Source organism: Streptomyces sp. NPDC057854, assembly GCF_042797055.1.
Lineage (GTDB): Bacteria > Actinomycetota > Actinomycetes > Streptomycetales > Streptomycetaceae > Streptomyces.
In genome coordinates this window covers 82293-102586 of record NZ_JBHVMF010000005.1, presented here as the reverse complement: position 1 = coordinate 102586, position 20294 = coordinate 82293, and the positions used below count along the sequence as shown (strand labels likewise).

The window sequence follows — 20294 nt, the reverse complement described above, 5'->3', positions numbered from 1 at the left end:
CTTCGGAGAGGTGGGGGCTCAGCCCTTGGTGAGGATGGAGCGGACGAAGAAGAGCAGGTTGGCCGGCTTCTCCGCGAGGCGGCGCATGAAGTAGCCGTACCAGTCGGTGCCGTAGGCCGTGTAGACGCGCATGCGGTGGCCCTCGGCGGCGAGCCGGGTCTGCTCCTCGGAGCGGATGCCGTACAGCATCTGGAACTCGTACTCGTCCAGTTTGCGCCCGGCGCGGCGGGCCAGCTCCTGCGCGATGGAGATGAGGCGCGGGTCGTGGGACCCGATCATCGGGTAGCCCTCGCCCTCCATCAGGATCTTCATGATCCGGACGTACGCCTTGTCGATCTCCGGCTTGTCCTGGATCGCGACCTCGGCGGGCTCCTTGTAGGCGCCCTTCACGATGCGCACGCGGGAGCCGTTCGCGGCCAGCCGGCGGGCGTCCTCCTCGGTGCGGAAGAGGTACGCCTGGATGACGCAGCCGGTCTGCGGGAAGTCCTTCCGCAGCTCCTCGTGGATGGCGAACATCGAGTCGAGGGTGGTGTGGTCCTCGGCGTCCAGGGTGACCGTGGTGCCGATCTCCGCGGCGGCGGCCACGACCGGGCGCACGTTGGCGAGGGCCAGCTCGTGGCCGTTCTCCAGGGACTGGCCGAACATCGACAGCTTGACGGACATCTCGGCGCGCTCGCCGAGGCCCAGCTCCTTGAGGCGGCCGATGAGCTCCAGGTAGGCGTCCCGGGCGGCGTAGGACTGCTCGACGGTGGTGATGTCCTCACCGACGACGTCGAGGGTGACCTCCAGGCCGCGGTCGGTCAGGTCCCGGACGATCGGGACGACGTCGTCGACGATCTCGCCGGCGATGAAGCGCGCCACGACCTGCTTGGTCCCGGGCGCGGCCGACACGAGACGGCGCATCTTGTCGCTGCGCGACGCGGCGAGGATCACGGGACCCAGCACGGGGCACCTCCAGAGGGGCGAGGAAGAACAGGGCCATTACCGGTCGCAGGGGTACGAACCGGGAACAGCACGGGTAACCACCGTGAAACCTAAGGATCGCTCCGATCCTGCGCCATCTACAGCTGTCACGCATCCGTGAGCGCCGCCTCAGACATCTGTCTGAAGGCGCGGGTCCGGCGGTGCGAGAATGGGCCCGTGAAAGGCGATTACCAGGAGCTGGTGGACGAGATCTCGGCGCTGCTCGGCGCCCCGGCGACCCTGGAGAACCGGGATTTCGGGCTGATCGCCTTCGGCGCCCACGACAGCGACGACGACAGCGCCATGGACCCGGTCCGCACCCGCTCCATCCTGACCCGCCGCTCCACCCCGGCGGTCCGCGCCTGGTTCGAGGGCTTCGGCATCACCCGCGCGACCGGCCCCGTCCGCATCCCGGCCGCGCCGGACGCGGGCGTCTTCCGCGACCGGATCTGCCTGCCGGTACGCCATCGGGGTGTCGTCCTCGGATACGTGTGGCTCCTGGACGCCGAGCCGGGCCCCTCGCACGCGCAGCTCACCGCCGCGATGGAGGTCGCCGCGCGGATCGGCGAGCTGCTCGCCGACGAGGAGCGGGCCGGCGCCGACCTCTCCCGCGAACTGTCGGCCGTCCTCACGGCGGAGCGGGGCTGGCAGTACGACATGGCCGTCGCCGCCCTGCGCACGGCCCTGGGCCCGGACGCGGACGGCCTGCACGCCCTCGTCTGCGTTGCCCCCTGGCCCGGCGACGACTCCCCCGCCCCCCGCACCGTCCCCGGCGCGGCCGCCGTCTGCACCCTCCCGTGGCGGGGCCGGACCGGCGGACCCCGGGACACACCCGGCGACACCGGCTCCGCCCGCGATGCCACGCCCGGGCGGACCGCCTCCTCCGGGGGGTACGCCCCCGGGCCCGGGCCGCAGCGGGCGCTGGCGGTCCTCGTACGGCTGCGGTCCGGCGACAACCTCTCCCCCGCGACCACCGCCGCCGGGCGGCTGCGCGGCACGGCCGGACCGGCGGCCGTGGCCGGGATCGCCGCGCCCCGGCGGGGCCTCGGGGAGCTGGACCTGTGCTGGGGCGAAGCCTCCGCCGCCGCCCGTGCCGCGCAGGCCCAGCCGCACCTCGGCCCGCTCGCCCACTGGTCGGAGCTGGGCGCGTACCGGCTGCTCACCGCCCTGCCGCAGACCGGGCCGGACCCGGCGGTACGGGCGCTGCTCGCCCCCGCGCACACGGAACTGGCCCGCACGGCCGAGGTGTTCCTCGACCACGCGGGCCAGGCGGGCCGCACGGCGGCGGCCCTGGGCATCCACCGGCAGACCCTCTACTACCGGCTCTCCCGGGTCGAACAGCTCACCGGCCTCGACCTGGACTCGGGCGAGGACCGCCTACTCCTCCACATGGCCCTGAAGGCGGCCCGGCTGTAGGGGCTATCCCCCCGGGGGCACGGTTCCCGCGGAAGCTCTGGTAACACTGTTACCGCACAGATACAGTGTTACCGTGACCATGACCTACCAGGACGCCCAGCGCGCCGGCCAGGCGGCCGTGCGCACCACGATCCTCGACCACGCCGTCGGCCTGCTGGTCGCGGAGGGGCCGACGGCCCTCACCATGCGCCGGATCGCCACCGAGATCGGCGCCTCGACCAAGGTCCTGTACACCCTGTTCGGCGGCAAGGAAGGTCTGGTGGACGCGCTCCACCGGGAGGGATTCGCCCGGCTGCGCGCGGCCCAGCAGCGCGTGCCCCGGTCGGACGACCCCCTCACCCGCCTCCGGGACCTCGGCACCGCCTACCGGGCTCACGCGCTGGCCGAACCCGGCTACTACTCCCTGATGTTCGGGCAGGCGATCCCCGGGCACCGGCCCGGCGCCGAGGCACTCGCCGAGGCCGAGACCGCCTTCGACGCCTCGGTCGCCGCCGTCGAGGACTGCATCGCGGCCGGGGTCTTCCGCCCGGGCGACGCGCGCGAGATCTCCAAGCTCCTCTGGGCCGCGGCGCACGGGGCGGTGAGCCTGGAGATCGCCGGACACTTCCCGCCGGACGTCGCGGCCCGGCGCTACGCGTCGCTGATGGAGGCGCTGGGACAGGCGTTCTCCGCCGCAGCCACAGCCACAGCCACAGCCGAAGGATCCCCATGACGGACACCACGACGCGCACCACGACGGTCAACCGCTACCTGTCGGGGAGCTTCGCCCCGGTCACCGAAGAGGTCACGGCGTTACGCCTGCCGGTCACCGGCAGCATCCCCGGCCACCTCGACGGCCGCTACCTCCGCATCGGCCCCAACCCGCTGGGCGTCGAGGATCCCGCCGCCCACCTCTGGACGCTCGGGGCGGGCATGGTGCACGGCGTGCGCATCCGGGACGGCCGCGCCGAGTGGTACCGCAACCGGTGGGTCCGCTCCTCCTCGGTCGCCGACCGCCTCGGCGAGCCCCGGCGCGGCACCCCGGTCGATCCGCGCACGGACGTGTCGCCGAACGTCCAGGTTGCCGGACTCGACGGCCGGACCTTCGCGCTCCTGGAGGGCGGCATCCGCCCGTACGAACTCACCTACGAGCTCGACACCGTCGGGCCCTGCGACCTCGGCGCGACGCCCGAGGGGTACAGCGCGAACGCCCACTCCGTCTTCGACCCGCACACCCGAGAACTGCACGCGCTCGGCTTCCTGTACGGCTCGGACCGCGTCCAGCACATCGTCATGGACGGCACGGGGGCGGTGCTGCGCAGCACCCTGATCCACGTGCCCGGCAACCCGTACATGCACGACTTCGCGCTGACCGAGCACCACGTGGTCCTGTTCGACGGGCCCGTCGTCTTCAGTCCCGCCCACCTCGCGACGGGGATCCCCTTCGCGTGGGACCACGACCGGCCGGCGCGGGTGGGCCTCATGGCCCGGACGGGTGGCGGGGTGCGCTGGTTCGAGGTCGCGCCCAGCCTGGTGGGCCACACGCTCAACGCCTACGAGGACGGCACGGACGTCGTCGTCGACCTCGTCCGGCACCCCGAGGGCTTCGACATCAGGAACGTGGGGGCCAGCCGCCCCACCCTGGACCGCTGGCGGATCGACCCGGTCCGGGGGCGGGTGCGCGAGGAGCGGCTCGACGACCGCGTCCAGGAGTTCCCCCGGATCGACCCCCGCCGCACCGGCCGGCCGCACCGCTACGGCTACACCGCCGCGGTCGAGCTCTACGCGCCGCCCGTCGGCCCCGGCGACCCCCGGCCCGTCGAGGGGTTCAGCAACGCCCTGCTCAAGCACGACCTGCTGCGGGGAACGACCGAGGCGCACGAGTTCGGCCGGTTCGGGGCCGTGGGCGAGGGCGTGTTCGTCGCCGCCGAGTCGCCCGCCGGGGAGGACGACGGATACGTCATGGTCTATGTGCACGACCCCGAGCGCGGCGCCGCCGACCTGGTGATCCTCTCGGCGCGGGACTTCGCGGGCGAGCCCGTCGCCCGCGTCCACCTGCCGGTGCGCGTGCCGCTGGGACTCCACGGCAACTGGGTCCCGGGCGCCCCCTGACGGCACGACACCCGCCCCCGCGCGGAGCGGGGGCGGGTGTCGGACCGGGTGGAACGCGTCAGACCAGGTTGACGGAGCGGGCCGAGGTGGCGCCGATCTCCGTGGCGATCTCCGCGATGACGGCCGCCGGGACGGTGTCGTCGACGGTGAGCACGACGAGCGCCTCGCCGCCCTCCTCCGTACGGGAGACCTGCATGCCGGCGATGTTCAGGCCGGCCTCGCCGAGGATGCGGCCGACGGTGCCGACGACGCCGGGACGGTCCTCGTACCGCAGCACGACCATGTGGTCGGCGAGCGCGAGGTCCACGTCGTAGTCGCCGACGGCGACGATCTTCTGGAGGTGCTTGGGGCCGGCCAGGGTGCCGGAGACCGACACCTCCTCGCCGCTGGAGAGCGTGCCGCGCACGGTGACCATGTTGCGGTGGTCGGGCGACTCGGAGCTGGTGGTGAGGCGGACCTCGACACCGCGCTCCTGCGCGAACAGCGGCGCGTTCACGTACGAGACGGTCTCGTCGACGACGTCCTCGAACACGCCCTTGAGCGCGGAGAGTTCGAGCACCTTGACGTCGTGCTGGGTGATCTCGCCGTACACCTCGACGTCGAGACGGGCCGCGACCTCGCCCGCGAGGGCGGTGAAGATGCGGCCGAGCTTCTCGGCGAGCGGCAGGCCTGGCTTGACGTCCTCGGCGATGACGCCGCCCTGGACGTTGACCGCGTCCGGCACCAGCTCGCCGGCGAGCGCCAGGCGCACCGACTTGGCGACGGCGATGCCGGCCTTCTCCTGGGCCTCGTCGGTGGAGGCGCCGAGGTGCGGGGTGCAGACGACCTGGTCGAGCTCGAAGAGCGGGGAGTCCGTGCAGGGCTCCTTCGCGTACACGTCGAGGCCGGCGCCGGCGACCCGGCCCTCCTTGATGGCCGAGTACAGCGCGGCCTCGTCGACGATCCCGCCGCGCGCGGCGTTGACGATGCGGACGGACGGCTTGACCTTGTGCAGCGCCTCGTCGCCGATGAGGCCGACGGTCTCGGGGGTCTTCGGCAGGTGGACGGTGATGAAGTCGGCGACCTCCAGCAGTTCGTCCAGGGCCAGCAGCTTCACCCCCATCTGGGCGGCGCGGGCCGGCTGCACGTAGGGGTCGTAGGCGACGATCTTCATGCCGAAGGCGGACATGCGCTGGGCGACCAGGACGCCGATGCGGCCGAGGCCGACGACGCCGAGGGTCTTCTCGCTGAGCTCGACGCCGGTGTACTTGGAGCGCTTCCACTCGCCGTTCTTCAGCGCGGTGTTGGCCTGCGGGATGTTGCGCGCGGTGGCGACGAGCAGGCCGCACGCGAGCTCGGCGGCGGTGACGATGTTGGAGGTCGGGGCGTTCACGACCATCACGCCGGCCTTGGTGGCGGCGGAGACGTCCACGTTGTCCAGGCCGACGCCGGCGCGGGCGACGACCCGCAGCTTCTTGGCGGCGGCGATGGCCTCCGCGTCGACCTTGGTGGCCGAGCGGACGAGGATCGCGTCGACGTCGGCGATCGCGGGGAGCAGCTCGGCGCGGTCGGCGCCGTCGCAGTGCCGGATCTCGAAGTCCGGGCCCAGGGCGTCCACGGTGGCGGGCGACAGCTCTTCAGCGATGAGTACGACAGGTTTCGAGCTCACGTGAGTCCTCACAGAGGCAGTGCGGACGGCCGTCCCGACGGCCGCAGGCGGTGGAGGGGGCTTGCCGCGTGAAAGCGCACGACGCTGTGGGCCAGACGCGATGTTGTTGAGCAGTGTAGTGCCGCATCGGCACACGTCGTGCGCCTCGTTGGAAGGATCACCCGTCCGTGGTTGGACGGGGTGTCCAAGGATGCGGCGCGGGGCCGGACAAGGTGTCCGGCCCCGTGCCGAGAGGCTTACGCCTCCTCGTCGTTCACCCAGCTCATGAGCTTGCGCAGCTCCTTGCCGGTGGTCTCCAGGAGGTGCTTCTCGTCCTGGGTCTTGTACTCGTTGTACTTCTTCAGACCGCCGTGGTACTCGTCCATCCAGTTCTTGGCGAAGGTGCCGTCCTGGATCTCGGTGAGGACCTTCTTCATCTCGGCCTTGGTGTCGGCGGTGATGACGCGCGGGCCGGTGATGTAGTCGCCCCACTCGGCGGTCTCGGAGACGGACCAGCGCATCTTCTCCAGGCCGCCCTCGTACATGAGGTCGACGATGAGCTTCAGCTCGTGGAGGCACTCGAAGTACGCGATCTCCGGCTGGTAGCCGGCCTCGACCAGGGTCTCGAAGCCCGCCTTGACGAGTGCGGACGCTCCACCGCAGAGGACGGCCTGCTCGCCGAAGAGGTCGGTCTCGGTCTCCTCGGTGAAGGTGGTCTTGATGACGCCGGCGCGGGTGCCGCCGATCGCCTTGGCGTACGACAGGGCGAGGGCGAAGGCGTTGCCGGTGGCGTCCTGCTCGACGGCGGCGATCGCGGGGACGCCGCGGCCCTCCTCGTACTGGCGGCGGACCAGGTGGCCCGGGCCCTTGGGGGCGACCAGGGCGACGTCGACGCCGGCCGGGGGCTTGATGAAGCCGAAGCGGACGTTGAAGCCGTGGGCGAAGAACAGCGCGTCGCCGTCCTTCAGGTTCGGGGCGATGGACTCCTCGTAGACCTTGGCCTGGATCGGGTCCGGGATCAGGATCATGATGAGGTCGGCCTCGGCCGCCGCCTCGGCGGGGGTGACGACGCGCAGGCCCTGCTCCTCGGCCTTCGCCTTGGACTTCGAGCCCTCGTGCAGACCGACGCGGACGTCGACACCCGAGTCGCGGAGCGACAGCGCGTGGGCGTGGCCCTGGCTGCCGTAACCGATCACCGCGACCTTGCGGCCCTGGATGATCGAGAGGTCGGCATCGGCGTCGTAGAACAGCTCGGCCACTGGAAATCTCCTTGAGGTGCTGGTGTTGCGTCCCACCGTACGGCGGGGAGCGGAAGGGAAGTTCTCTGGTCTCGTCAGTCGGACCGCCGGGCGGACCGGCGGTCGGCGACCGGTGACGCTCAGGCGCTGCGGTCGAGTGCCCGCAGGGACCGGTCCGTGATGGACCGGGCGCCACGCCCTATGGCGATGGTGCCCGACTGGACGAGCTCCTTGATGCCGAACTGCTCCAGCATCTTGAGCATGGCGTCCAGCTTGTCGCTCGAACCGGTGGCCTCGATGGTGACGGCCTCGGGCGAGACGTCGACGGTCTTGGCGCGGAAGAGCTTGACGATCTCGACGATCTGGGAGCGGGTCTCGTTGTCGGCGCGGACCTTCACCAGGACGAGCTCGCGCTGGATCGCGGCGCTGGGCTCGAGTTCGACGATCTTCAGGACGTTGACCAGCTTGTTGAGCTGCTTGGTCACCTGCTCCAGGGGCAGGTCCTCGACGTTGACCACGATGGTGATGCGGCTGATGTCGGGGTGCTCGGTGACGCCGACGGCGAGGGAGTCGATGTTGAAGCCGCGGCGGGAGAACAGGGCGGCAATCCGGGCGAGAATGCCGGGCGTGTTCTCGACGAGGACGGAGAGCGTGTGCTTCGTGGACATGTGTGGGTCTCTCTTCCTTCTGCGCTCTGCGTGCTCAGTCGTCTTCGCCGTCGCCGAAGTCGGGGCGGACGCCCCGCGCGGCCATGACCTCGTCGTTGGAGGTGCCGGCGGCGACCATCGGCCAGACCTGGGCGTCCTCGTGGACGATGAAGTCGATGACGACGGGCCGGTCGTTGATCGCGTTGGCCTCGGCGATGACCTTGTCGAGGTCGGCCGGGTCCTCGCAGCGCAGGGCGACGCAGCCCATGGCCTCGGACAGCTTCACGAAGTCCGGGACGCGGGTGCCCTTGGCGTCCGGGTTGACGTCGTCCGGGCCGGAGTGCAGGACCGTGTTCGAGTAGCGCTGGTTGTAGAAGAGGGTCTGCCACTGGCGGACCATCCCGAGGGCGCCGTTGTTGATGATGGCGACCTTGATCGGGATGTTGTTGAGGGCGCAGGTGGTGAGTTCCTGGTTGGTCATCTGGAAGCAGCCGTCGCCGTCGATCGCCCAGACGGTGCGTTCGGGCATGCCGGCCTTGGCGCCCATGGCGGCCGGGACGGCGTAGCCCATGGTTCCGGCGCCGCCGGAGTTCAGCCAGGTGGCGGGCTTCTCGTAGTCGATGAAGTGGGCGGCCCACATCTGGTGCTGGCCGACGCCGGCCGCGAAGATCGTGCCCTCGGGAGCCAGCTGGCCGATGCGCTGGATGACCTGCTGCGGCGAGAGGCTGCCGTCCTCCGGCAGGTCGTAGCCGAGCGGGTAGGTCTCGCGCCAGCGGTTCAGGTCCGCCCACCACGCGGAGTAGTCGCCCTGGTTGCCCTCGCTGTGCTCGGCCTGGACGGCCTGGACCAGGTCGGCGATGACCTCGCGGGCGTCGCCGACGATCGGGACGTCGGCGGCGCGGTTCTTGCCGATCTCCGCCGGGTCGATGTCGGCGTGGACGATCTTGGCGTACGGGGCGAAGCTGTCGAGCTTGCCGGTGACGCGGTCGTCGAAGCGGGCGCCGAGGGCGACGATCAGGTCGGCCTTCTGGAGCGCGGTGACGGCCGTGACGGCACCGTGCATGCCAGGCATGCCGACGTGCAGCGGGTGGCTGTCGGGGAAGGCGCCGAGGGCCATCAGGGTGGTGGTGACCGGGGCACCGGTGAGCTCGGCGAGGACCTTCAGCTCGGCCGTGGCGCCGGACTTGATGACACCGCCGCCGACGTACAGGACCGGGCGCTTGGCGGCCGTGATCAGCTTGGCGGCCTCGCGGATCTGCTTGGCGTGCGGCTTGGTGACCGGGCGGTAGCCGGGGAGCTCGGTCTGCGGCGGCCAGGAGAAGGTGGTCTTCGCCTGGAGGGCGTCCTTGGCGATGTCGACCAGGACCGGGCCGGGGCGGCCGGTGGAGGCGATGTGGAACGCCTCGGCGATGGTCCGCGGGATGTCCTCGGCCTTGGTGACCAGGAAGTTGTGCTTGGTGATCGGCATGGTGATGCCGCAGATGTCCGCCTCCTGGAAGGCGTCCGTGCCGATCGCCTTGGAGGCGACCTGGCCGGTGATCGCGACCATCGGGACGGAGTCCATGTGGGCGTCGGCGATCGGGGTGACCAGGTTGGTCGCGCCGGGGCCGGAGGTCGCCATGCAGACGCCGACCTTGCCGGTGGCCTGGGCGTAGCCGGTGGCCGCGTGGCCGGCGCCCTGCTCGTGGCGGACCAGGACGTGCCGGACCTTCTGGGAGTCCATCATCGGGTCGTACGCCGGGAGGATCGCACCGCCCGGAATGCCGAAGACGGTGTCCGCGCCCACCTCTTCGAGAGAACGGATGAGGGACTGCGCACCCGTGACGTGCTCGACGGTGGTGGCGGGCGTCGCGCCGCTGCGGGGCCGCGGCTGCGGATGGTGCCCGGTGGCCTGCTCGGTCATCAGCATCTCTTCTCGAAGCAGAGGGTTTTTTGCGAGGGTTTTACGGGGTTTTGCGTCGACTTTCAGGAGAACCGAAGCAACAAAAAACCCCTCGTGCCGGAAGGCAAGCGAGGGGAGCGCGTCGGGTGGTTCTCAGCGGGCCTGAGGCGGCCCGGCTTCAGCCGACGCGCTGTCCAAGTACGAGAATTCGGGTGCGCATGGCACTGACCCTCCCTCCCGGGCCTCGTCACTGTCAAGTGGGTGGGATGCGCGTCTCATCATGTGAGCGGATCGGGGGACGGTTTCCGCCGCGTCTCCGGGCCCGCTCCGGCCGGTACGGAGACGGCTCCGGGCAGCGGATAGGCGCCCCGGACGAGCGCGCGGCGGAGCCGGTACTCGTCGAGCGGGCCCGAGAAGGCCATGCCCTGCGCGTGCCGGCAGCCCATGGCCCGCAGGGCCAGCACCTGCTCGGGGACGTCGACGCCGTCGGCGACGGTCTGCATGCCCAGCTCCCCGGCGATGCGGAGCACCCCGCTGGTGATCTTGCGGAGCCGGGCGGATTCGACCACGCCTTCGACGAGACCTCTGTCCAGTTTCAGTATGTCGACCGGGAGGCGCCGGAGGGCGTGGACGGCGACATGTCCGCTGCCGAATCCGTCGAGGGCGATCCGGACGCCGAGCCGGCGCAGCGCGACCAGCCGCTGCTCCAGCTCGTCCAGCGGGATCCGGTGGTCGGTGTCGGCCAGCTCGATGACGAGCGAGCCGGAGGGCAGCCCGTGCCGGGCCAGCAGGGCCTCGACGGAGCCGAGCGGCACCGAGCGGTCGAGCAGCCGGCGGGCGGCGAGCCGGATGCTGACCGGGGTGCGGTGGCCGCTGCCGGCCCGCTCGGCGGCCTGCTCGACGGCCTCCTCCAGCAGCCAGCGGTCCAGCTCGGCGGTGCGCTCGCCGTCGTCGGTGACCCGCAGGTACTCGGCGGGGGTGAAGAGGATGCCCTGGGCGGAGCGCCAGCGGGCCTGGGCGCTGACGGCTGAGATCCGGCCGGTGGCGAGGTCCACGACGGGCTGGTGGAGGAGGGCGAACTCGCCGTCGTGGAGGGCGCTGCGGAGCCGGGCGGCGAGTTCGGTGCGCCGGACGACCTCGGCCTGCATCTGGGGCACGTACAGCTCGACCCGGTCCTTGCCGCCGGCCTTGGCCCGGTACATGGCGAGGTCGGCGTTGCGCAGCAGGGCGCCGGCGTCGATGCCGGGCTCGGCGAACGCGACGCCGATGGAGGCGGCGACCCGGACCTCGGTGCCCCCGTCGACGCGGTAGGGGCGGGAGAGGGTCTGCCGGAGCCGGTCGGCGATCTCCTGGACCTGGGCCTCGCGGGCGGCCCGGTCGCGCAGCCCGTCGCCGAGGATGAGGGCGGCGAACTCGTCGCCGCCGAGCCGGGCGGCGGTGTCCCCGGCCCGTACGGCCTCCTGGAGGCGGCGGGCGGCCTGGATCAGGAGGTCGTCGCCGGCCTGGTGGCCGAGCCGGTCGTTGACCGCCTTGAAGCCGTCGAGGTCGATGAAGAGCACGGCGGTGCCGGGGTCGGAGGAGCGGCGGCCCCCGAGGGCCTGGCCGACGCGGCGGGTGAAGAGCGCGCGGTTGGGCAGGTCGGTGAGCGGGTCGTGCTCGGCGTTGTGCTGCAACTGCGCCTGGAGACGCACCCGTTCGGTCACGTCGCGGCTGTTGAAGATGAGGCCGCCCTGGTGCCGGTTGACGGTGGACTCGACGTTGAGCCAGTCCCCGCTGCCGGAGCGGAAGCGGCACTCGATGCGGGTGGTGGGCTCGTCGGCGGGCGAGGCGGCGAGGAAGCGGCGCACCTCGTGGACGACGGCCCCGAGGTCCTCGGGGTGGATGAGGGAGGCCAGTTCGGAGCCGACCAGCTCCTCGGCGTCCCGCCCGTACACCCCGCTCGCGGCGGGGCTGACGTACCGCAGCACGCCGCTCGGCGCGGCGATCATGATGACGTCGCTGGAGCCCTGCACGAGGGACCTGAAGTGGTTCTCCTTCTGGGCCAGTTCGTGGGTGAGGGCGATGTTGTCGATGAGCATGATGCCCTGGCGGACGACGAGGGCGAGGACGACGGCGCAGCCGGTGAGGACGACGACGCGGTCGATCCGGCGGCCCTCGACCACGTTGTACAGGATCCCGAGGGTGCAGACCGCGGCGGCGAGGTACGGGGTGAGGGCGGCGAGCGAACCGGCGATGGGGCGGCTGGGCAGCCCGGGGCCGCGGACGGCCGCGGTCTCCGGCGGCCGGCGGACACCCCAGGGGGCGTAGGCGAGCAGCAGGGAGCCGGCGAACCAGCCGGCGTCGAGCAGCTGGCCCGAGACGTAGTTGGCGCGCATCAGCGGCGAGGTGAAGAGGGCGTCGCAGAGCACGGTGAGCGCGAGGGCGGCGATCGCGGTGTTGACCGCCGAGCGGTTCGCGTGCGAGCGGCGGAAGTGGAGCGCGAGGACCATGCTGACGAGCACGATGTCGAGGAGCGGGTACGCGAGCGACAGCGCGGCCTGGGCCACGGACTCGCCCTGGAAGTGGGCGGTGTGGGCGAGGGCGAGGCTCCAGGAGAGGGTCAGCAGGGATCCGGCGATGAGCCAGGCGTCGAGCCCCAGGCAGACCCAGCCGGCCCGGGTGACGGGCTTCTTGGCGAGGACGAGGAGACCGACGATGGCGGGCGGGGCGAAGAGTAAGAAGAAGAGGTCGGCGACGGAGGACTCGGGGACCTCCTGGCCGCGCACGACCTCGTACCAGCCCCAGACGGCGTTCCCGGCGCCGGCCATGAAGGACGAGAAGGCGAAGAGGAGCCAGGCGGGGCGGGTGCCGCCGCGCTCGGTCCTGGCGTAGAGGAAGCAGGAGACGGCGGCGGTGAAGGCGGCGGCGCTCAGCCCGAAGTCGCCCATGACGAGGGCCAGTCGGGGGGACCCCCAGCCGAGGGCGGCGCCGGTGGTGTAGCCGGCGCAGACGAGACCGAGGGCGATCTGGGCGAGGAGCGAGCCGGCCCAGGAGGGCGGTCGCCCCGGTCCGGGCGCGGTGGTCCGCTCGGCGCCGGGCAGGCCGGTCCCGGCGGGGGCGGCCTCGCGCCGCATCAGGGCGGTGGCGCCGGTGCCGCTCACGGCGTCCTCCCGCCCCTCGTCGTGTCCGAAGCCGCCCGCCTCCCCGTCCGTCCCGCCGAAGGCGTGCGGGTTCGGCAGCCGGCGCGGGGCGCCGTCGTCCGGGGCCGGCGCGGGGCGCGGGGCGCGGGCGGACGGCTGGGGGACCACGGAGGCGCGCAGGCGGGCGCGTGCGGACGCGTCCGGGCCCGGCGCGACGCGCTCGCGGGGCGGGACGGCACCGGCCGTCCGGGCCGGCCCGGCACCGCGGTCGGGGCAGGCGTCCGGACCGGGGTCGGGGCATGAGTCGGGGCAGGGCCCGGCGGCCCGGGACAGCCCCGGGCCGTCCAGGCACTCCGCGCGGTGGGGCGCGGCCTGGTCCGGCACCGAACACGCGAGACCGGCGGCGAGGCGCGGGAGGTCACCAGGCGGCGTCGCCGCGCGCGACCGTCGGTCGTCCGGCCGTGCTTCACCCGTCACCCCCCTCGGATTCTGATGGCCCGTCACTTCGCTCCCCAGCGTCAGCCCGTACACGACGCAGTCCCCCGATCCGGGACGATACACCAGGACCGTCACTCAGGGACAGGGGTGGAGTACTCTCCGTGACGACCTGAGGGCTTGCGGGCGGCGCGCGAGGGGGCGCGCCGCCCGGCGGCCTCAGGTGGTGCGGAGGACGTTCGCGAGCTCCTCCCCCGCCGCGAACCGGCTCACCTGCGCCGCGATCAGCCGCTTCGCCCGCGGCATGAACGCCGAGGTGGATCCGCCGACGTGCGGCGTGACGAGGACACCCGGAGCGTGCCACAGCGGATGCCCGGCCGGCAGCGGTTCCGGGTCGGTCACGTCGAGGGCGGCCGTGATCCGACCGCTCTCCACCTCCTTGAGCAGGGCGTTCGTGTCGACCACCGGTCCGCGGGCGACGTTGACGAGCAGCGCCCCGTCCTTCATCCGGGCGAGAAATCCGGCGTCGGCGAGGTGCCGGGTCTCCGGGGTGAGCGGGGTGGAGAGCACCACCACGTCGGCGTCGGGCAGCAGGGCGGGGAGGTCGGCGAGGGCGTGCACCGGTCCGCGCGCCGTGGTGCGAGCGGAGCGTGCGACGCGCGCGACCCGCGCGCACTCGAACGGCGCGAGCCGGTCCTCGATCGCCGAGCCGATCGATCCGTACCCGACGATGAGGACGGACTTGTCGGCGAGCGCCGGGTAGAAGCCGTCGCGCCACTCCTCGGCGTCCTGGCCCCGGACGAAGCGCGGGATGCCGCGCAGGGAGGCCAGTATCAGGGCGAGGGTGAGCTCGGCGGTGCTGGCCTCGTGGACGCCCTTGGCGTTGCAGACCGAGACGCCCGGGCCGAGCGCGCCGAGCCCGGGGACGACGTGGTCGATGCCGGCGGACAGGGTCTGGACGACGCGCAGCGAGGTCATCGCGGCGAGCGGCCGGACCGCGATCGCGGAGCCCTTCATGTACGGGACGACGTAGAAGGCGCAGTCCTTGGGGTCCGCCGGGAAGTCGGGTCCGCCGTCCCAGAACCGGTAGTGCAGTCCCGACGCGCCCGGCTCCGGCAGCCCGTCGATCTCGTCGGCGGGGATCGGAAGCCACACGTCAGCGGTGGTGGGTGCGAGTGTCATGTCCGGGAGGCTATGCGAAGAATCCCGCGCGCCATTGGTTACTTTGGGGGGCGGCACAGGGAGGGGTAGCGGCACGTGGAGCGCAGGACTATCGGGGCGACGGCGCTCGACGTGGGGGCCGTCGGCCTCGGCTGCATGCCGATGAGCTGGGCCTACGGGCGTTCCCAGCAGCGGGGCGACCGCTCGCTGCGGGCCGTGCACGCCGCGCTGGACGCCGGGGTGAACCTGCTGGACACGGCCGACATGTACGGGCCGTTCACCAACGAACTGCTGCTGGGCCGGGTGCTGAAGGAGCGCAGGGCCGACGTCTTCGTCTCCACGAAGTGCGGGCTGCTCGTCGGCGACGGGCACGTCGTCGCCAACGGCCGGCCGGAGTACGTGCGCCGGGCCTGCGACGCCTCGCTGCGGCGGCTCCAGACGGACGTCCTCGACCTGTACCTGCTGCACCGGGCGGACCCCGAGGTGCCGGTGGAGGAGACCTGGGGGGCGATGGCGGAGCTGGTGGCGGCGGGCAAGGTGCGGGCGCTCGGCCTGAGCGCGGTCGGGGTGCGGCGGACCCGGCGTTCGCCGGCCGGTGACCTGTACGAGGGAACGATCCGCCAGCTGGCGCGGGTGCAGCAGGTCTTCCCCGTCGCGGCCGTCCAGGCCGAGCTGTCGGTGTGGGCGCCGGAGGCGCTGGCCCGGCTGCTGCCCTGGTGCGCGGCGAGGGGCATCGGACTGCTCGCGGCGATGCCGCTGGGCAGCGGTTTCCTGACCGGGACGCTGACGCCGGGCGGCGGCTTCGAGCCGGACGACCCGCGGGCCCGGCACCCGCGGTTCACCGCCGAGATGATGGCGGCGAACCAGCCGCTGGTGGCCGGGCTGCGGCGGGTGGCGGCGCGGCACGGCGACGGGGTGACCGCGGCGCAGGTGGCGCTGGCGTGGGTGCTCGCGCAGGGCCGGCACGTGGTGCCGGTGCCGGGGACGAAGCGGGAGCGGTGGGCGGTGGAGAACGCCGGCGCGGCCGGGCTGCGGCTCACCGGCCGCGACCTCGCGGAGCTCGCGGCGCTGCCCGCGGCGCGCGAGTCGTGGGAGTATCCGCGGTCCTGACCTGCGGTTCCGCCCGATGCCCGGAGGGATTCCGGGAAAGGGGAGCGGGAGACGGGAACCTGATCGGCACGAGCGGTGTATCAAGAGGGAAGGGATGCCGCTCGAACGCTCGTACCGTCGAAGGGACCGGATCATGAGCCGTCCTGCTGTGCTGAAGGCCCTGGGGGGTGCCGCCGCGCTGGTGTTCGCGGTGGGCTGCTCCTCGGGCGCCGACACCGGTGTGCGGGGCACCTCGCCGCCCGTCTCGCCGGCCCCCTCGTCCGCCGCGGCGCCGTCGTCGGCGCGTCCGGCCGGAGACGGGCGGGTGGCGGTGGCGGGGACGCTCACCGAGGGGCTGCGGTCGCCCTGGGGGCTCGCCGCGCTGCCGGACGGCGACCTGCTGGTCTCGTCGCGGGACGACCGGACCGTCACCCGGGTGGACGGACGGAGCGGTGCGAAGACCTCGCTGGGCGAGGTGCCGGGGGTGGTGCCGGGCGGCGAGGGCGGGCTGATGGGCCTGGCCGTGCGCGACGGGTGGGTGTACGCGTACCTGACCGCCGCGTCCGACAACCGGATCGTGCGGATGCGGTACGGCGGCGGGGCGGGCGACCGGCTCGGGGCGCCGGAGCCGGTGCTCACGGGCATCCCGAAGGGCGTGGTGCACAACGGCGGGCGGATCGCCTTCGGTCCGGACGGGATGCTGTACGCCGGCACCGGCGAGACGGGGCGGACCGGGCTGGCGCAGGACCGGGAGTCGCTGGGCGGGAAGATCCTGCGCATGACCCCGGAGGGGAAGCCGGCGCCGGGCAATCCCTTCCCGGGCTCGGTGGTCTGGTCGACCGGCCACCGGAACGTGCAGGGCATCGCCTGGGACGCCGAAGGGCGGCTGTGGGCGGCCGAGTTCGGGCAGAACACCTGGGACGAGCTGAACCTGGTGGAGCCGGGGCGGAACTACGGCTGGCCGGAGGCCGAGGGCCGCGCCGGGCGGTCGGGGTTCGTGGACCCGGTGGCCCAGTGGCCGACCTCGGAGGCGTCGCCGAGCGGCATCGCCTACGCGCGGGGCGCGGTGTGGATGGCGGGGCTGCGGGGCGAGCGGCTGTGGCGGATCCCGCTGTCGGGCGCGGAGCGGTCCGGGGAGCCGGAGGCGTTCCTGGCCGGGGAGTACGGGCGGCTGCGGACGGTCCTCGCGGGCGGGGACGGGCGGCTGTGGCTGGTGACGAGCGAGACCGACGGCCGGGGCACGCCCGGCTCCGGGGACGACCGGATCCTGAGGCTCGACGTGAGATGACGGCCCCGGCCCGGATCGGACGCGTGCGCGCGCGGGGCCGGGGCGCGGGGTCAGCGGGGGGCGTCGAGGAGGTGGAGGCGGTGGGCCAGCGCGGCGGCCTCGCCGCGGCCGGAGACGCCGAGCTTGGCGAGGATGTGGGAGACGTGGACGCTGGCGGTCTTCGGTGAGATGAACAGCTCCTCCGCGATCTGCCGGTTGGTGCGGCCCGCCGCCACCAGGCGCAGGACGTCCTGCTCGCGGGGGGTCAGCCCGAAGGCGTCGGCCTCCGGCTCGGGCTCCGGCGGGGCGTCGGCGGTGAGCGGGACGCGGGCGCGGGCGGCGAGCAGTTCGACGTCCTCCCGGAGGGGGTGGGCGCCGAGGGCGACGGCGGTGGCGTGGGCCTGCCGGAGCAGGGCCGTGGCCTCGTCGCGCCGGCCGCCCTCGGTGAGGAGCGCGTCGGCGAGCCGGTGGCGGGCGCGGGCCAGCGGGTAGGGCTGGCCGAGCGGGGCCCACGCCTCGACGGTCTCCGCCCAGCGGGCCGCGGTGTCCCGGCCCTCGGCACGGGCCAGCTCCTCGCCGACCTGGAGCGCGTGGGCGGCCCAGACGGGGGCGGGGGTGGCGAGGGCGCGGACGCAGCGGCGGACGGCGGCCAGCGCCTCGGCGCGGCCCTCCTCGGCGGCGGGCAGGCCGCGGCTGTCGGCCTCGGCGGTGACGGCGGTGAGGACGAGCGGCCAGCCGTAGCGGTGGGTGCCGGGCGGGAAGCCGTCCTCGGCGGCGGCGGCGATCCGGGCGCGGACGTCGGCGAGGCGGCCCTCGGCGGCGGCGGTGGCGACCTCCACGCCGGCCAGCGGGAGGGTGTACTGCGGGACCGGGTCGCGGGTGCCGTAGACGGCGCGGGCCTCGTCCAGGTGCCGGACGGCGGTGACGGTCTCGCCGCGGGCGACGGCGATCTGGGCGAGCCGGACGTGGGCGGAGCCGCGGGGCTTGGTGCTGGTGGCGGAGGAGAGCAGGTGTTCGGCCTCGGCGCGGGCCTCGTCCCAGCGGCCGAGGGAGAGGAGGGATTCGGCCTTGTTGCCGCGGATCCAGCCGGCGGACTCGACGAGGCCGCGGGTGCGGGCGAGTTCGAGGCCGGCGTCGGAGAGGGCGACCGCCTCGGCGGAGCGGCCGAGGGACTCCAGGGCGGAGACGATGTTGATGTGCGCGCGGGCGGCCTCGTGGAACTGGCCGAGGGCGGTGGCCCGTTCGCGGACCGCGTGCATCTCGGCGAGCCCGGCCTCGCGGTCGCCGGCGGCGACCATGATGGTGCCGAGGGTGAGACGGGCGTTGAGCTCGGTCGCCTCGGCCTTGACCAGGCGGGCGTACTCGACGGCGCGTTCGGCGGCGGCGAGGGCTTCGGGACCGGGTTTGCGGAGCATGCCCCAGCCGGCGGCGCCGGCGAGGACGGTGGCGTGGACGGCGGACGGCGGCAGGCCCTTGACCAGTTCCTGGGCGCGGGAGATCTCGGCCCAGCCGTCGCCGCGGCCGAGGTTGGACTGGAGCCGGGCCTGCTCGGCCCAGAACCAGGCCGCGCGCAGGGGGTCGTGCTCGTCGTCGGCGTCGGTGTCGAGGAGGCGGAGCGCCATCTTGCCGATCTTGAGCGCGCGTTCGCGTTCGCCGCAGAGACGGGCGGCGACGGCGGCCTCGGCGAGCAGGTCGAGGTGGCGCAGCGGGGTGGTCGCCGGGTCGCAGCCGCAGGGCGGGTACGCCTCCGCGTAGTCGAGGGGGCGCAGGCCGGCGCGGATCTCGGCGGGGGTCTCGTCCCAGAGTTCCATGGCGCGTTCGAGGAGGCGGAGCTGTTCGGCGTAGGCGTGGCGCTTGCGGGTGGCGACGGCGGCGTCGAGGACGGCGGGCAGCGCCTTCGCGGGGTCGTGGGCGTGGTACCAGTACGTGGCCAGGCGGGTGGCCCGCTCGTCGGGGCGGACGAGCCCCGGGTCGGCCTCCAGGGCCTCGGCGTACCGCCGGTTGAGGCGGGAGCGCTCGCCGGGGAGGAGGTCGTCGCTGACGGCCTCGCGGACCAGCGAGTGGCGGAAGCGGTAGCCCTCCCCGTCGGGGACGGCGAGGAGGATGTTGGCGCCGACGGCGGCGCGCAGCGCCTCGATGAGGTCGTCCTCGGCGAGGCGGGCGACGGCGGCGAGGAGCCCGTACTCGACGGTCGAGCCGCCCTCGGCGACGATCCGGGCGACCCGCTGCGCGTCCTCGGGGAGGGTCTCGACGCGGACCAGGAGGAGGTCGCGGAGGGAGTCGCTGAGCGGGCCGGTGCCGTCGCCGCAGCTGCGGGAGGCGACGAGTTCCTCGACGAAGAAGGCGTTGCCGTCGGAGCGGTCGAAGATCTCGTCGACGAGGCCGGGGGCGGGTTCGGCGGCCAGGATGCCGGCGAGCTGGCGGCGCACCTCGGTGCGGGTGAAGCGGGCGAGCTCGATGCGGCGGATGGTGCGCATCCGGTCGAGTTCGGCGAGGAGGGGGCGCAGCGGGTGGCGGCGGTGGATGTCGTCGGCGCGGTAGGTGGCGACGACCACGATCCGGCCGCGGCGCAGGGTGCGCAGCAGATAGGTGAGGAGGTGGCGGGTGGAGGTGTCGGCCCAGTGGAGGTCTTCGAGGACGAGGACGAGGGTGCGGTCGGCGGCGAGCCGTTCCAGCAGGCGGACGGTGAGCTCGAAGAGGCGGGCGGTGGCGTCCTCGTCGCCGGTGTCGGCGCCGCCCGGGTCGCCGAGCTCGGGCAGGAGGCGGGCGAGTTCGCCCTCGTGGCCGTCGGCCGCGGCGTCGACCTCGCCGGGGAGGCGGCGGCGCAGGGTGCGCAGGGCGGCGGAGAAGGGCGCGAAGGGCAGCCCGTCGGCGCCGAGTTCCACGCAGCCGCCGACGGCCACGACCGCGCCGGCGGCGCAGGCGGCGTCCCGGAACTCCTCGACGAGCCGGGTCTTGCCGACGCCGGCCTCGCCGGCGACGAGCAGCGCCTGGGGCTCTCCCGCGGTCGCGCGGGAGAGCGCCTCGGTGAGGGCGGTGAGTTCGCCGGCGCGGCCGACGAAGACGGGGCTGACGGACCTGGTCTCCACGGCGCCGAGCATCGCACAGGCGCCCCGCGGCTCACCCATACGGGGTCACGCGACCCGGGCGAAGCGTTCCCTGCCGGTGCTCACCCGCCCCTCGGGTTCATGGCGTCCGGCGCGGCGGGCGGCCTTGGCGGCGCGGGCGGCCTCGCGGCCGAGGCGCTGGGCGGCGGCCTCGCGGACCAGCTCGGCGTGGGCGGCGCGGTGGAGTTCGTACTGGAACATGGGGTGCTCCCTGGGCGGTGGTGGCCGGTGTCGGCATCGCTCTTCGCGATG

13 protein-coding genes and 1 pseudogene are annotated in these 20294 nt (G+C 73.6%); 5 read left to right on the top strand and 9 right to left on the bottom strand.

Features of this window, described 5'->3' with window-relative positions:
* Positions 1 to 18 precede the first annotated feature (18 nt).
* Positions 19 to 945, bottom strand: a complete 927-nt coding sequence (locus tag ACFVQZ_RS09845; protein WP_030492481.1) for a proline dehydrogenase family protein — start codon at positions 943 to 945, stop codon at positions 19 to 21.
* 195 nt (positions 946 to 1140) lie between these two features.
* Between ACFVQZ_RS09845 and ACFVQZ_RS09840 the strand changes: the two genes are divergently transcribed.
* The 3 genes from ACFVQZ_RS09840 to ACFVQZ_RS09830 all read left to right on the top strand — a co-directional run bounded on the left by ACFVQZ_RS09840 (position 1141) and on the right by ACFVQZ_RS09830 (position 4470).
* A complete protein-coding gene (locus ACFVQZ_RS09840) occupies positions 1141 to 2379 on the top strand; it encodes a helix-turn-helix domain-containing protein (protein WP_030492482.1) in 1239 nt (412 codons plus the stop codon).
* A gap of 79 nt (positions 2380 to 2458) precedes the next feature.
* Positions 2459 to 3091, top strand: a complete 633-nt coding sequence (locus ACFVQZ_RS09835) for a TetR/AcrR family transcriptional regulator (RefSeq protein ID WP_383621064.1) — start codon at positions 2459 to 2461, stop codon at positions 3089 to 3091.
* Positions 3088 to 4470 carry a carotenoid oxygenase family protein gene (locus ACFVQZ_RS09830; RefSeq protein WP_383620887.1) on the top strand — a complete coding sequence of 461 codons (1383 nt, stop codon included), beginning with the start codon at positions 3088 to 3090 and terminating at the stop codon, positions 4468 to 4470. Before ACFVQZ_RS09835 ends, ACFVQZ_RS09830 begins: the two co-directional genes overlap by 4 nt.
* 58 nt (positions 4471 to 4528) lie before the next feature.
* Here the strand turns inward: ACFVQZ_RS09830 and serA are convergent, their stop codons facing one another.
* From serA to ACFVQZ_RS09800, 6 genes and pseudogenes are all read right to left on the bottom strand, one after another.
* Positions 4529 to 6118, bottom strand: coding sequence for a phosphoglycerate dehydrogenase (serA, locus tag ACFVQZ_RS09825; protein WP_030492485.1), 1590 nt, complete (start codon positions 6116 to 6118; stop codon positions 4529 to 4531).
* 236 nt (positions 6119 to 6354) lie between these two features.
* Positions 6355 to 7356 carry a ketol-acid reductoisomerase gene (ilvC, locus tag ACFVQZ_RS09820; RefSeq protein WP_043219930.1) on the bottom strand — a complete coding sequence of 334 codons (1002 nt, stop codon included), beginning with the start codon at positions 7354 to 7356 and terminating at the stop codon, positions 6355 to 6357.
* A gap of 119 nt (positions 7357 to 7475) precedes the next feature.
* Positions 7476 to 8003: an acetolactate synthase small subunit gene (gene ilvN, locus ACFVQZ_RS09815; RefSeq protein WP_030492487.1), complete on the bottom strand. Its 528-nt coding sequence runs from the start codon at positions 8001 to 8003 to the stop codon at positions 7476 to 7478.
* A 34-nt stretch (positions 8004 to 8037) separates the two neighbouring features.
* Positions 8038 to 9891: an acetolactate synthase large subunit gene (locus ACFVQZ_RS09810; protein WP_030492488.1), complete on the bottom strand. Its 1854-nt coding sequence runs from the start codon at positions 9889 to 9891 to the stop codon at positions 8038 to 8040.
* Positions 9892 to 10117: 226 nt separating this feature from the next.
* Positions 10118 to 12977: pseudogene (locus ACFVQZ_RS09805) on the bottom strand (putative bifunctional diguanylate cyclase/phosphodiesterase).
* Positions 12978 to 13637: 660 nt separating this feature from the next.
* Entirely contained in the window at positions 13638 to 14600 is a 963-nt protein-coding gene (locus ACFVQZ_RS09800; protein ID WP_030492489.1) for a 2-hydroxyacid dehydrogenase, read from the bottom strand.
* Positions 14601 to 14675: 75 nt separating this feature from the next.
* On the opposite strand from ACFVQZ_RS09800, the gene ACFVQZ_RS09795 reads away from it, so the two are divergent.
* Both ACFVQZ_RS09795 and ACFVQZ_RS09790 read left to right on the top strand, forming a co-directional pair.
* Positions 14676 to 15689: an aldo/keto reductase gene (locus ACFVQZ_RS09795; RefSeq protein ID WP_030492490.1), complete on the top strand. Its 1014-nt coding sequence runs from the start codon at positions 14676 to 14678 to the stop codon at positions 15687 to 15689.
* A 133-nt stretch (positions 15690 to 15822) separates the two neighbouring features.
* Positions 15823 to 16956, top strand: coding sequence for a PQQ-dependent sugar dehydrogenase (locus tag ACFVQZ_RS09790; RefSeq protein WP_383620884.1), 1134 nt, complete (start codon positions 15823 to 15825; stop codon positions 16954 to 16956).
* A gap of 50 nt (positions 16957 to 17006) precedes the next feature.
* On the opposite strand, the gene ACFVQZ_RS09785 is transcribed toward ACFVQZ_RS09790, so the two are convergent.
* Complete coding sequence (locus ACFVQZ_RS09785) at positions 17007 to 20036, bottom strand: AAA family ATPase (protein WP_383621062.1); 3030 nt, start codon at positions 20034 to 20036, stop codon at positions 17007 to 17009.
* Positions 20037 to 20069: 33 nt separating this feature from the next.
* Positions 20070 to 20243 carry a hypothetical protein gene (locus ACFVQZ_RS09780; RefSeq protein ID WP_321192353.1) on the bottom strand — a complete coding sequence of 58 codons (174 nt, stop codon included), beginning with the start codon at positions 20241 to 20243 and terminating at the stop codon, positions 20070 to 20072.
* Positions 20244 to 20294 lie beyond the last annotated feature (51 nt).